Origin of the sequence: Streptococcus sp. KHUD_016, from assembly GCF_051106465.1 — a bacterium.
GTDB lineage: Bacteria > Bacillota > Bacilli > Lactobacillales > Streptococcaceae > Streptococcus.
This window is the reverse complement of sequence record NZ_CP193663.1, coordinates 1,817,968-1,830,843: the sequence shown is the minus strand read 5'-3', so window position 1 is coordinate 1,830,843 and position 12,876 is coordinate 1,817,968. Positions and strand designations below refer to the sequence as shown.

General features: G+C 41.5%; 13 protein-coding genes. All 13 read left to right on the top strand.

The window, feature by feature from the left end; all coding sequences use genetic code 11:
* Window positions 1–125 precede the first annotated feature (125 nt).
* The 13 genes from rnpA (at window position 126) to tkt (ending at window position 12,834) form a co-directional block, all read left to right on the top strand.
* Window positions 126–497 (top strand): ribonuclease P protein component, encoded by a 372-nt coding sequence (rnpA, locus tag ACORHV_RS08765; protein WP_000748120.1) that lies wholly within the window; start codon window positions 126–128, stop codon window positions 495–497.
* A complete protein-coding gene (locus tag ACORHV_RS08760) occupies window positions 472–1,299 on the top strand; it encodes a membrane protein insertase YidC (RefSeq protein ID WP_000728097.1) in 828 nt (275 codons plus the stop codon). Before rnpA ends, ACORHV_RS08760 begins: the two co-directional genes overlap by 26 nt.
* 14 nt (window positions 1,300–1,313) lie before the next feature.
* Entirely contained in the window at window positions 1,314–2,300 is a 987-nt protein-coding gene (gene jag, locus ACORHV_RS08755) for an RNA-binding cell elongation regulator Jag/EloR (RefSeq protein WP_000242587.1), read from the top strand.
* Between the two features lie 51 nt (window positions 2,301–2,351).
* Entirely contained in the window at window positions 2,352–2,975 is a 624-nt protein-coding gene (locus tag ACORHV_RS08750) for an HI_0552 family protein (protein WP_434398162.1), read from the top strand.
* 132 nt (window positions 2,976–3,107) lie between these two features.
* Entirely contained in the window at window positions 3,108–4,565 is a 1,458-nt protein-coding gene (locus ACORHV_RS08745; protein ID WP_000452078.1) for a PTS ascorbate transporter subunit IIC, read from the top strand.
* Between the two features lie 22 nt (window positions 4,566–4,587).
* Window positions 4,588–4,866 carry a PTS sugar transporter subunit IIB gene (locus ACORHV_RS08740; RefSeq protein ID WP_000241470.1) on the top strand — a complete coding sequence of 93 codons (279 nt, stop codon included), beginning with the start codon at window positions 4,588–4,590 and terminating at the stop codon, window positions 4,864–4,866.
* A gap of 76 nt (window positions 4,867–4,942) precedes the next feature.
* Entirely contained in the window at window positions 4,943–5,428 is a 486-nt protein-coding gene (locus tag ACORHV_RS08735; protein WP_001049934.1) for a PTS sugar transporter subunit IIA, read from the top strand.
* A 14-nt stretch (window positions 5,429–5,442) separates the two neighbouring features.
* Window positions 5,443–6,108 carry a 3-keto-L-gulonate-6-phosphate decarboxylase UlaD gene (locus ACORHV_RS08730; RefSeq protein WP_000166723.1) on the top strand — a complete coding sequence of 222 codons (666 nt, stop codon included), beginning with the start codon at window positions 5,443–5,445 and terminating at the stop codon, window positions 6,106–6,108.
* A gap of 3 nt (window positions 6,109–6,111) precedes the next feature.
* Window positions 6,112–6,975, top strand: coding sequence for an L-ribulose-5-phosphate 3-epimerase (locus ACORHV_RS08725; RefSeq protein ID WP_000113588.1), 864 nt, complete (start codon window positions 6,112–6,114; stop codon window positions 6,973–6,975).
* Between the two features lies 1 nt (window position 6,976).
* The gene (locus tag ACORHV_RS08720; protein ID WP_001077565.1) at window positions 6,977–7,681 is read left to right on the top strand and encodes an L-ribulose-5-phosphate 4-epimerase; all 705 of its coding nucleotides are present in this window, start codon (window positions 6,977–6,979) and stop codon (window positions 7,679–7,681) included.
* Between the two features lie 167 nt (window positions 7,682–7,848).
* Window positions 7,849–9,522 (top strand): BglG family transcription antiterminator, encoded by a 1,674-nt coding sequence (locus ACORHV_RS08715; RefSeq protein ID WP_000242141.1) that lies wholly within the window; start codon window positions 7,849–7,851, stop codon window positions 9,520–9,522.
* A 116-nt stretch (window positions 9,523–9,638) separates the two neighbouring features.
* Entirely contained in the window at window positions 9,639–10,730 is a 1,092-nt protein-coding gene (gene ulaG, locus ACORHV_RS08710; protein WP_001134225.1) for an L-ascorbate 6-phosphate lactonase, read from the top strand.
* A 127-nt stretch (window positions 10,731–10,857) separates the two neighbouring features.
* The gene (gene tkt / locus ACORHV_RS08705; protein ID WP_434398158.1) at window positions 10,858–12,834 is read left to right on the top strand and encodes a transketolase; all 1,977 of its coding nucleotides are present in this window, start codon (window positions 10,858–10,860) and stop codon (window positions 12,832–12,834) included.
* The last annotated feature ends 42 nt before the right edge of the window (window positions 12,835–12,876 follow it).

The following is a 12,876-nucleotide window of genomic DNA, read 5'->3' as shown; positions in this document are numbered from 1 at the left end:
TAAAAAGAAGTTGGGAAAGAGATTTTCCAGCTTTTTTTATGTAGAAAATGTCTAAAACCTTGCTGTTATTGGCTTTTTCAAAAAATATGGTATAATAGTAGTAATTTAATAGATGGAGTTGAGTTTTGAAGAAAAGCTTTCGTGTAAAAAGAGAGAAAGATTTTAAGGCGATTTTCAAGGACGGAACAAGTTTTGCCAATCGAAAATTTGTTGTCTACCAATTGGAAAACCAGCAAAACCATTTTCGAGTAGGACTGTCCGTCAGCAAAAAGCTGGGGAATGCAGTTACCAGAAATCAAATCAAGAGACGAATCCGGCACATTCTACAAAGTGTAAAAGGGAGTTTAGTAGAGCATGTTGATTTTGTCGTGATTGCCCGAAAAGGGGTGGAAACCTTGGAATATGCAGAGATGGAGAAAAACCTACTCCACGTATTAAAGTTATCAAAGATTTACCAGGAAGGAAATGGGAGTGAAAAAGAAACTACAGTTGACTAGTTTGTTGGGCCTGTCCTTGTTTATCATGACAGCCTGTGCAACAAATGGTACAGCTAGCGATATAACAGCAGATTCGACAGACTTTTGGAGCAAATTCGTCTATTTTTTTGCTGAAATTATCCGCTTTTTGTCCTTTGATATTAGTATCGGAGTGGGGATTATTCTCTTCACGATTTTGATCCGGACGATTTTATTGCCGGTCTTTCAGACACAGATGGTTGCCTCTAGAAAAATGCAAGAGGCTCAACCGCGCATCAAGGCTTTGCGAGAGCAATACCCAGGTCGTGATATGGAAAGTAGAACCAAGCTAGACCAGGAGATGCGTAAGGTTTATAAAGAGTTAGGAATCAAACATTCATCCTCTCTCTGGCCAATTTTAATACAAATGCCGGTTCTCTTGGCGCTCTTTCAAGCCTTGAGTCGAGTAGACTTTTTGAAAACAGGTCACTTTTTATGGATTAATTTGGGAGGAGTAGATACAAGTTTTGTCCTTCCGATTTTGGCGGCAGTCTTTACCTTCTTGAGTAGCTGGTTATCGAATAAAGCTTTGTCCGAAAAAAGTGGAGCTACGACAGGGATGATGTATGGTATGCCTGTATTGATCTTTGTTTTTGCCATCTCCGCCCCAAGTGGTGTAGCCTTGTACTGGGCCGTATCCAATGCTTACCAAGTTCTGCAAACCTATTTTTTGAACAATCCTTTCAAGATTATTGCTGAAAGAGAAGCAGTGGCGCAAGCAGAAAAAGATTTAGAAGGCAAGAAGAGAAGAGCTTTGAAAAAAGCACAGAAAAAGAAAAAATAAGGAGGAATCTGGTAATGGTATTATTTACAGGTTCAACGGTTGAAGAAGCAATCCAAAAAGGATTGAAAGAATTAGACATTCCAAGAATGAAGGCCCACATCAAGGTCGTTTCAAAAGAGAAAAAAGGATTCTTAGGCTTGTTTGGTAAGAAGCCGGCTCAAGTTGATATCGAAGCGATTAGTGAAACGACAGTGATCAAAGCCAATCAGCAGGCCATTAAAGGGGTTCCAAAAGAAGTCAATGAAAAAAATGAACCCGTGAAAACAGTAAGTGAAGCAACTGTTGATTTGGGGCATGTAGTTGAAGCGATTAAGAAGATTGAAGAAGAAGGTCAAGGTGTTTCTGAAGAGGTCAAGGCTGAAATCCTGAAAAATGAAAAACATGCCAGCACGATTTTGGAAGAAACAGGTCATATTTCAATTTTAAATGATTTGGAACCAGAGGATACTGCCGAGGAAGTGGAATCTGCTCCAGAAAAAGAAACTGAAACGCAGGAAGCAACAAGCCAATCTTTGGAAGATTTAGGCTTGAAAGTAGAACCAAGTTATGACATCGAACAAGTGGCAACTGAAGTAGCTAACTACGTTCAAACCATTGTAGATGATATGGATGTTGAAGGGACGATTTCAAGTGACTACAATCGCCGCACCATCAATCTTCAAATTGACACCAATGAACCAGGCCGTATTATCGGCTATCACGGAAAAGTCTTGAAAGCTCTTCAACTATTGGCGCAAAATTACCTTTATAATCGCTATTCAAGAACTTTCTACATTACGATTAACGTCAATGATTATGTTGAACACCGTGCAGAAGTCTTGCAAACCTACGCTCAAAAATTAGCGAATCGCGTTTTGGAGGAAGGTCGTAGCCAGCAAACAGATCCAATGTCGAATAGCGAACGCAAGATTATCCATCGCATTATTTCACGCATGGATGGAGTGACCAGTTATTCTGAGGGTGATGAGCCAAATCGCTATGTTGTCGTAGATACAGAATAAACAAAATCAGGCTTGACCTGATTTTTTGCTAGAAAAAAGGAGAAAAGACCGATGATGGAAACCATCAGAAACTATCTATCTTACGCGGGGATCCAGTATCGTAATCCAGATAAGTCTGGAGATGAGCGAGAGAAGATGCTGGAATTGCGCCACAAAGGCCAGGAGGCTCGTAAGGCTTTTACAAATCTGGCCAAGGACTTCCAAGCAAGTCATCCAGAATGGCAACTTCAACAGACTAGTCAGTGGATGAATCAAGCGCAGCGCTTGCGACCGCATTTCTGGGCCTATCTACAGAGAGAGGGGCAGGTAACAGAACACATGTTGGCGCTGCGTTTGTATGGGAAACCCTCAGATTTTGGGATTTCCTTAGAAGTCAGCTTCATTGAGCGCAAGAAAGATGAACAGACTTTAGACAAGCAAGCCAAGGTTTTAGAACTTCCAGTGGTAGAAGGAATTTATTATCTAGTCTACTCAAATGGGGAAAGTCATAAGGTGGAGGCTACTGAGGAGAACCGTCGCACTTTACGCGAGAAGGTACGCAATCAGGAAATCCGTAAAGTTTTGGTAAAGTCGGATGTTTCTTTTATTGAAAATCAAACATTAGCAGAGATTTTAGAAAAATTAGAAGAAACTTATACTCGCCTACTTCCTTACTATGAGGTGACGAGGAAGTAAAATTTCTCAAAAATATCATAAATCGTTCAGTCCAAGAGTGAACAGTCCGCTGTGTAATTCTTGGTCTTTTTGTTTGTGTTTTCAAAATATATAATAAAGTTACAAAAACAATTCAAATAAAGGAGAACAGTTATGGAAGTCATTTCAAGTGTTCTAAATTGGTTTTCTAGCAATATTTTGCAGAATCCCGCATTTTTCGTGGGTCTCTTGGTACTAATTGGGTATGCGCTTTTGAAAAAGCCAGCTCATGAAGTCTTTTCAGGATTTGTAAAAGCGACAGTTGGTTATATGTTGCTGAACGTTGGTGCGGGAGGCTTGGTTACCACTTTCCGTCCGATCTTGGCAGCGCTCAACTTTAAATTTCAAATTGGTGCGGCAGTTATCGACCCTTACTTTGGACTAGCAGCCGCAAATAACAAAATTGCAGCTGAGTTTCCTGATTTTGTCGGAACTGCAACAACAGCCCTTTTGATCGGTTTCGGGGTCAATATTCTGCTAGTGGCTTTCCGTAAACTCACCAAAGTGAGAACTCTCTTTATCACAGGGCATATCATGGTGCAACAAGCAGCAACTGTTTCTCTTATGGTTCTCTTCTTGGTTCCACAATTGCGCAATGCTTACGGTACAGCGGCTATCGGAATTATCTGTGGACTTTACTGGGCAATTAGCTCAAACATGACTGTTGAAGCAACTCAACGTTTGACTGGTGGGGGTGGCTTTGCGATTGGTCACCAACAACAATTTGCTATTTGGTTTGTAGATAAAATCGCAGGACGTTTTGGTAAGAAGGAAGAAAGTCTAGACAATATTAAATTGCCTAAATTCCTCTCTATCTTTCATGATACAGTAGTTGCCTCTGCGACCTTGATGCTGGTCTTCTTTGGTGCTATTCTCTTGATCTTGGGACCAGAAATCATGTCAAATAAAGAAGTAATCACTTCAGGAACCTTGTTCAATCCTGCTAAGCAAGACTTCTTCATGTATATTATCCAAACAGCCTTCACCTTCTCAGTTTACTTGTTTATCTTGATGCAAGGTGTCCGCATGTTCGTATCTGAGTTGACAAATGCCTTCCAAGGTATCTCAAGTAAGCTTTTGCCAGGTTCATTCCCAGCGGTGGACGTTGCAGCTTCTTATGGATTTGGCTCTCCAAACGCTGTTTTGTCAGGTTTTGCCTTTGGTTTGATTGGTCAATTGATTACAATCGTTCTACTCATCGTCTTCAAAAATCCTATCCTTATCATCACAGGATTTGTACCGGTATTCTTTGATAATGCAGCTATCGCCGTTTACGCTGATAAACGTGGTGGTTGGAAAGCGGCAGTTATCTTGTCCTTTATCTCAGGTGTACTTCAAGTTGCCCTTGGTGCTCTTTGCGTAGCCCTTCTCGACTTGGCGGCTTATGGTGGTTACCATGGAAATATCGACTTTGAATTCCCATGGCTTGGATTTGGCTACATCTTCAAATACCTTGGTATTATTGGTTATGTGCTTGTTTGCCTCTTCTTGCTTGTCATTCCTCAAATTCAATTTGCCAAAGCTAAAGATAAAGAAAAATACTATAACGGCGAAGTACAAGAAGAAGCTTAGAATTTAGAAAAGGAGAAATAAAATGGTTAAAGTATTAGCAGCATGTGGAAATGGTATGGGTTCATCAATGGTTATCAAGATGAAGGTGGAAAATGCGCTCCGCAAGCTAAACCAAACAGACTTTACAGTAAACTCATGCAGTGTCGGCGAAGCTAAAAGTTTGGCAGCTGGCTATGATATCGTTATCGCCTCTCTTCACCTGATCCAAGAATTGGAAGGGAGAACAAATGGGAAGTTAATTGGGCTTGACAACTTGATGGATGATAAAGAAATCACTGAAAAACTCAGTCAGGCACTATAGAAGGTTGGAGGGGGCTGGACAGAAACTGTGAAGACTGGGTTCTGTCCTAGTCCCTCTTTACATAAAGGAGGCAACTATGAATTTAAAACAGGCTTTGATTGAAAATAATTCAATTCGATTGGGACTTGAGGCGGCTGATTGGAAAGAAGCAGTTAAGTTAGCGGTGGAACCCTTGATTGAAAGTGGCGCAATTTTACCAGAGTACTATGATGCGATTATTGAGTCAACAGAAGAATATGGTCCCTACTATATTTTAATGCCAGGGATGGCTATGCCCCATGCTAGGCCAGAGGCAGGTGTTCAGCGGGATGCTTTTTCACTGATTACCTTGCAAAAATCAGTTGTTTTTTCAGATGGAAAAGAAGTATCCGTCTTACTAGCTTTGGCTGCGACAAGCTCAAAGATTCATACAAGTGTAGCGATTCCACAAATTATTGCCTTGTTTGAGTTGGAAGATTCCATTGCCCGCTTACAAGGATGCCAGAGCAAAGAAGAAGTTTTGGATATGATTGAAGAATCAAAAAATAGTCCATACCTCGAAGGCTTGGACTTGGAAAGCTAAAAAGGAGTAGGAAGATGACAAAAAGAATACCAAATTTACAAGTTGCACTAGACCATTCAGATTTGCAAGGCGCCATTAAGGCTGCTGTAGCTGTTGGTCATGAAGTGGATATCATCGAAGCTGGTACTGTTTGCCTACTTCAAGTAGGGAGCGAATTAGTAGAAGTCTTGCGTAGCCTTTTCCCAGATAAGATCATCGTTGCAGACACCAAGTGTGCGGATGCTGGTGGAACGGTTGCCAAGAATAATGCTGTACGTGGAGCGGACTGGATGACTTGTATCTGCTGTGCAACCATTCCGACTATGGAAGCTGCTCTTAAAGCCATCACAGCTGAACGTGGAGATAGAGGTGAAATCCAAATCGAACTTTATGGAGACTGGACTTTTGAACAGGCTCAACTCTGGCTTGATGCGGGAATTTCCCAAGCAATCTATCACCAATCTCGTGATGCCCTGCTTGCTGGGGAAACTTGGGGCGAAAAAGATCTAAACAAGGTCAAAAAATTGATTGATATGGGCTTCCGTGTGTCTGTTACGGGAGGACTGGATGTGGACACACTCAAACTCTTTGAAGGAGTGGATGTCTTTACCTTTATCGCAGGTCGCGGAATTACCGAGGCAGCAGATCCAGCAGGCGCAGCACGTGCCTTTAAGGACGAAATCAAACGAATTTGGGGGTAATTTATGGCACGTCCAATTGGAATCTATGAAAAAGCTACACCCAAGCATTTTACTTGGTTGGAACGCTTGAATTTTGCAAAAGAATTGAGCTTCGACTTTGTTGAAATGTCGATTGACGAGCGTGATGAACGTTTGGCTCGTCTTGATTGGAGCAAGGAAGAACGATTGGAAATCGTGAAAGCCATCTATGAAACAGGAATCCGAATTCCGTCCATCTGTTTTTCAGGTCATCGTCGCTATCCAATGGGTTCAAACGATCCAGTTCTAGAAGAAAAATCGCTGGAACTGATGAAAAAATGTATCGAACTAGCTCAGGATTTGGGAGTTCGTACGATTCAGTTAGCTGGTTATGACGTTTATTATGAGGAAAAGTCCCCTCAAACACGTGAACGTTTCATCAAAAACCTCAGACAAGCTTGTGTCTGGGCGGAGGAAGCTCAGGTCATCTTAGCTATTGAAATTATGGATGATCCTTTTATTAATAGCATTGAAAAGTACTTGGCTGTTGAAAAAGAGATTGATTCACCTTATCTTTTTGTTTATCCAGATATTGGTAATGTCTCAGCTTGGCATAATGACGTTTACAGTGAATTTTATATCGGGCACCATGCCCTTGCAGCCCTCCACCTCAAGGATACCTATCCCGTGACCGAAACTTCAAAAGGACAATTCCGAGATGTTCCTTTTGGAACTGGCTGCGTCAACTGGGAAGCAGCTTTTGATATTTTGAAAAAGACCAACTATAATGGTCCTTTCCTAATCGAGATGTGGTCTGAAAACTGTGAAACAGTAGAAGAAACCAAAGTGGCTATCAAAGAAGCACAAGATTTCCTCTACCCATTAATAAAGAAAGCGGGTTTGATGTAAGATGAATCAAGTAATCAATGATATGAGAAAGCGTGTCTGCGAAGCTAATCAATCTCTTCCTAAACACGGCTTGGTTAAATTCACATGGGGCAATGTCTCAGAAGTGAATCGTGAGCTAGGCGTGATTGTTATCAAGCCATCGGGAGTAGATTATGATAAATTGACTCCTGAAAACATGGTGGTGACAGATTTGGATGGGAAGGTACTTGAAGGTGATTTGAGACCATCTTCCGACCTACCAACTCACGTGGAATTATATAAAGCTTGGCCTACCATTGGTAGTGTGGTTCATACTCACTCGACAGAAGCAGTGGGTTGGGCACAGGCGGGACGTGATATTCCATTTTATGGGACTACACATGCCGACTATTTTTATGGACCAATTCCTTGTGCTCGTAGCTTGACTCAGGATGAAGTTGAAGTAGCGTATGAAAAGGATACAGGTTTGGTCATTCTGGAAGAATTTGAACGTCGCGGTCTCAATCCGGTTGAAGTACCAGGGATTGTCGTTCGCAACCACGGTCCATTCACATGGGGCAAGAACCCTGAAAATGCAGTTTACCATTCAGTGGTTCTCGAAGAAGTTTCCAAGATGAACCGTTTCACAGAGCAAATCAATCCAAGAGTTGAACCTGCACCACAGCACATATTGGAAAAACATTACCAAAGAAAGCATGGACCAAATGCCTACTATGGTCAAAAATAAAAAACGGGCAATTGAAAAGAGGCTTGGAGGTATCTAGGCCTCGCTTTTGCAATAAACCTGAAAAGCAAACGAGCCCAATGATAAATATTATCATTGAAATATTTTTATTAAAGTGCTATGATAGGGAGACTGTTTGATTGATTGGTCCCGAATAATAGGAGGATAAGATGGTATTAGATAAAACGAGTTGTGAGCTATTGATGTACCTCCTGGATCAAGAATCTCCCAAAACGATTATGACCATTTCCAAAGATTTGGGTCAATCAAGGAGAAAGGTCTATTATCACGTTGATAAAATTAATGATGCATTGGGCAATCCTGAACACCACCTTGTTAGCCTTCCTCGTATTGGTATCTACTTAACGGAGGAGCAGAGACTTGCTTGTCAGCAACTTTTATCCGAAGTTGACTCCTACGATTATGTGATGAGCGGGGAAGAACGCATGCAGATGATGTTATTTTGGATTGGAATTTCCAAAGAACGCATCACTGTCGAAAAACTGATGGAATTAACAGAAGTTTCGCGGAACACCGTTTTGAATGATCTCAATACCATCCGTTACCAGTTAAGCCTAGAACAGTATCAGGTAACCCTGCAAGTAAGTAAATCACAAGGTTATTATCTTAGCGCCCACCCCTTAAATAAAATTCAGCATCTTCAATCGCTCTTATACCATATCTTTATGGAAGGAAATGGAGCTTTTGTTACCATTCTTGAAGATAAGATAAAGGATAGATTCCAAGGAGAGTTGCTTTTGTCTAGACAAATGCATCAATTTCTCAAGGAGCAAGTCCCTCTGGTTGAACAGGATTTAGGGAAAAAAATAAATCATCATGAAGTGACCTTTATGTTGCGAGTGCTTCCTTATCTGCTTTTAAGTTGTGATAATATCACGCGTCATCAAGAAAAGCATCAGGATATTGATCAAGATTTTTCCTTGATTCGTAAGAGAATAGAGTACAGAGTATCTGAAAGGCTGAGTGAGCGCCTTTTTGAGACATTTGAAATTTCTTTATCGGAACTCGAAATTTCTCTGTTGGCCATTCTCCTTTTATCCTATAGAAAGGATAGAGACGTCCATGCGGAAAGCGAAGACTTTCACCAGCTGAAAGTCACTTTAGAGGAATTTATTTGGCATTTTGAATCACAAACCAAGATGGAAATCGAAAACAAGGAAGACTTGTTACGTAACCTGCTGATTCACTGTAAGGCTTTGTTGTTTAGAAAGACCTATGGCATCTTTTCTAAAAATCCTCTTACTAAGCAAATCCGTTCCAAGTACAGCGAGCTCTTTATCATCACCAAAAAATGTGCCGAGATTTTGGAGGAAGCCTGGCTTGTACGCTTGACGGACGATGAGATTGCTTATCTGACGATTCACGTTGGTGGATTTTTGAAATACACTCCATCCTCGCAGAATGCCACCAAAAAAATTTATCTGGTTTGTGACGAAGGAGTAGGGGTTTCTAAACTGTTGCTCAAACAATGTCGTTTCTATCTTCCCAACGAACAAATCGGGGCAGTTTTCACAACAGAACAGTTTAAAAGTGTTGAGGATATTGCCTTGGTGGATTTGGTGATTACAACAAATGATGAACTAGAGAGTCGCTTCCCTGTCTTAAAGGTCAATCCTATCTTGGAGGCAGAGGATATCTTGCGTATAGTTGATTATCTGAAAAACAAGGTTTTTCGAAAAGACGGCAGAAGTTTCAGCGAAAATTTATCAACCATTATTTCAACTTATATACCGGATAAGCGTGCCGCAACGAAACTGCAGCAGGAGATTCAAAGTCTGATAAATCAAGAATTACTTATCCAGTCCTTTTTTGAAGAGTTATAACATGACAGTCCAATGATGAACACAAACCTGTGTTTTTCTTGGTCTTTTTTAATTTTCGGGCGGGTGTTATACTAAGTATGAAATGAAAACTTGAACAAAAAATGGAGGATGTCATAATGCCAAACGTAAAAGAAATTACAAGAGAATCATGGATTCTAGCGACTTTCCCAGAATGGGGAACATGGCTCAACGAAGAAATTGAAGAAGAAGTCGTTCCTGAAGGCAATTTTGCTATGTGGTGGCTAGGCAACTGTGGAACTTGGATTAAGACACCTGGTGGTGCTAACGTTGTGATGGACCTTTGGTCAAATCGCGGAAAATCTACTAAAAAAGTTAAAGATATGGTCCGTGGGCACCAAATGGCTAACATGGCAGGTGTACGTAAATTGCAACCAAACTTGCGTGTTCAACCGATGGTCATTGACCCATTTGCAATCAATGAGTTAGACTACTACTTGGTTTCCCACTTCCATAGCGATCATATTGATCCTTATACAGCCGCAGCTATTTTGAATAATCCAAAATTGGAACATGTTAAATTCATCGGACCTTACCATTGCGGACTTATCTGGGAAGGCTGGGGAGTGCCAAAAGAACGCATTATTGTAGTTAAACCAGGTGACACCATTGAACTCAAAGACATGAAGATTCATGCTGTGGAATCTTTTGACCGTACTTGCTTGGTAACTTTGCCAGTCAACGGTGCTGATGAAACAGGTGGAGAATTGGCAGGTTTGACTGTTACTGATGAAGAGATGGCTCAAAAAGCTGTTAACTATATTTTTGAAACACCAGGTGGTACTATTTATCACGGTGCAGACTCTCACTTCTCAAACTACTTTGCGAAACACGGAAAAGACTTTAAGATTGATGTTGCTTTGAACAACTATGGTGAAAACCCAGTTGGTATCCAAGACAAGATGACTTCAATTGATCTTCTTCGTATGGCAGAAAATCTGCGTGCTAAAGTCATTATCCCAGTTCACTATGACATCTGGTCAAACTTTATGGCTTCAACCAATGAAATTTTAGAACTATGGAAGATGAGAAAAGACCGTTTGCAGTACAACTTCCATCCATTTATCTGGGAAGTAGGAGGTAAGTACACTTATCCTCAAGATCAGCACCTAGTAGAATACCATCACCCACGTGGATTTGATGATTGCTTCGAGCAAGATTCGAATATCCAATTCAAAGCTTTGCTATAAAAACTGTTCAAATGATGTAAATTATTATCTGGAGGTTATCCGTATGTTGCACTATACGGATAATTTTCATATAATAGTAAAATAGGATGTGTGATTTATTAATCACCTCAAAGAGAAAGGAAATTCTATGTCAAATCTATCTGTTAATGCAATTCGTTTTCTAGGTATTGACGCCATCAACAAAGCAAACTCAGGTCACCCAGGGGTGGTTATGGGGGCTGCTCCTATGGCCTATAGCCTCTTTACAAAGCAACTTCGTATCAATCCAGCTCAACCAAACTGGATCAACCGCGATCGCTTTATTCTTTCAGCAGGACACGGTTCTATGCTTCTCTATGCCCTTCTTCACCTTTCTGGTTTTGAAGATGTTAGCATGGATGAAGTCAAGAACTTCCGCCAATGGGGTTCAAAAACACCAGGTCACCCAGAATTTGGGCATACTGCAGGGGTTGATGCTACAACTGGTCCTCTAGGACAAGGGATTTCTACTGCTACTGGTTTTGCCCAAGCAGAACGTTTCCTTGCAGCGAAGTATAATCGCGAAGGCTTCAATATCTTTGACCACTATACTTATGTGATCTGTGGAGACGGTGACTTGATGGAAGGTGTCTCAAGTGAGGCAGCCTCATACGCAGGTTTGCAAAAACTCGACAAGTTGGTTGTTCTTTATGATTCAAATGACATTAACTTGGATGGTGAGACAAAAGATTCCTTCACAGAAAGTGTTCGTGACCGTTACAATGCCTACGGTTGGCACACAGCCTTGGTTGAAGATGGAACAGACCTTGAGGCTATTCATGCTGCTATCGAAACAGCTAAAGCTTCAGGAAAACCATCTTTGATTGAAGTGAAGACTGTTATTGGATACGGTTCTCCAAACAAACAAGGAACTAATGCTGTACACGGTGCTCCTCTTGGAGCAGATGAAACTGCCGCAACTCGTCAAGCCCTTGGTTGGGACTACGAACCATTTGAAATTCCAGCTGAAGTTTATGCTGATTTCAAAGAAAATGTTGCAGATCGTGGCGCATCAGCTTATCAAGCTTGGACTAAATTAGTTGCTGACTATAAAGAGGCTCATCCAGAACTGGCTGCAGAAGTAGAAGCCATTATTGACGGCCGTGACCCAGTTGAGGTGACTCCAGCAGACTTCCCAGCCTTAGAAAATGGATTTTCTCAAGCAACTCGTAACTCGAGTCAGGATGCCTTGAATGTTGTAGCAGCTAAGCTACCAACCTTCCTAGGTGGATCAGCTGACCTTGCTCACTCAAACATGACTTATATCAAAACGGACGGACTTCAAGACGACGCTAATCGCTTGAACCACAACATTCAGTTTGGTGTTCGTGAATTTGCAATGGGAACGATTTTGAACGGGATGGCTCTTCATGGTGGACTTCGTGTATACGGTGGTACTTTCTTTGTCTTCTCTGACTATGTGAAAGCAGCTGTCCGTTTGTCAGCCTTGCAAGGACTTCCTGTGACTTATGTCTTTACCCACGATTCGATCGCAGTTGGTGAAGATGGTCCAACTCACGAACCAGTTGAACACTTAGCAGGTCTCCGTGCTATGCCAAATCTCAATGTTTTCCGCCCAGCAGATGCGCGTGAAACGCAAGCGGCTTGGTACCTTGCTGTGACAAGCGAAAAAACACCAACTGCCCTTGTCTTGACACGTCAAAACTTGACTGTCGAAGAAGGAACAGACTTTGACAAAGTTGCGAAAGGTGCCTATATTGTCTATGAAAATGCAGCTGACTTTGATACGATATTGATTGCAACAGGTTCAGAGGTCAATCTCGCTGTCGCAGCTGCCAAAGAATTGGCTAGTCAAGGCGCGAAAGTCCGCGTAGTCAGCATGCCATCTACAGATGTCTTTGACGCACAAGATGCAGCATACAAGGAAGAAATCCTTCCAAATGCAGTCCGCCGTCGTGTTGCAGTCGAAATGGGTGCAACTCAAAACTGGTACAAATATGTTGGTCTTGATGGTGCAGTTCTCGGTATTGATACCTTTGGAGCATCTGCCCCAGCACCAAAAGTATTGGCAGAGTACGGATTTACAGTTGAAAATCTAGTCAACGTCGTTCAAAACTTGAAATAATCACAAAAATCAGAGTGAAAACTCTGATTTTTTTATAACCAT

Coding starts and splice junctions, on each gene's coding strand:
- jag (WP_000242587.1), top strand. CDS start 1,314: ATGGTATTATTTACAGGTTCAACGGTTGAAGAAGCAATCCAAAAAGGA.
- ACORHV_RS08750 (WP_434398162.1), top strand. CDS start 2,352: ATGATGGAAACCATCAGAAACTATCTATCTTACGCGGGGATCCAGTAT.
- ACORHV_RS08745 (WP_000452078.1), top strand. CDS start 3,108: ATGGAAGTCATTTCAAGTGTTCTAAATTGGTTTTCTAGCAATATTTTG.
- ACORHV_RS08740 (WP_000241470.1), top strand. CDS start 4,588: ATGGTTAAAGTATTAGCAGCATGTGGAAATGGTATGGGTTCATCAATG.
- ACORHV_RS08735 (WP_001049934.1), top strand. CDS start 4,943: ATGAATTTAAAACAGGCTTTGATTGAAAATAATTCAATTCGATTGGGA.
- ACORHV_RS08730 (WP_000166723.1), top strand. CDS start 5,443: ATGACAAAAAGAATACCAAATTTACAAGTTGCACTAGACCATTCAGAT.
- ACORHV_RS08725 (WP_000113588.1), top strand. CDS start 6,112: ATGGCACGTCCAATTGGAATCTATGAAAAAGCTACACCCAAGCATTTT.
- ACORHV_RS08720 (WP_001077565.1), top strand. CDS start 6,977: ATGAATCAAGTAATCAATGATATGAGAAAGCGTGTCTGCGAAGCTAAT.
- ACORHV_RS08715 (WP_000242141.1), top strand. CDS start 7,849: ATGGTATTAGATAAAACGAGTTGTGAGCTATTGATGTACCTCCTGGAT.
- ulaG (WP_001134225.1), top strand. CDS start 9,639: ATGCCAAACGTAAAAGAAATTACAAGAGAATCATGGATTCTAGCGACT.
- tkt (WP_434398158.1), top strand. CDS start 10,858: ATGTCAAATCTATCTGTTAATGCAATTCGTTTTCTAGGTATTGACGCC.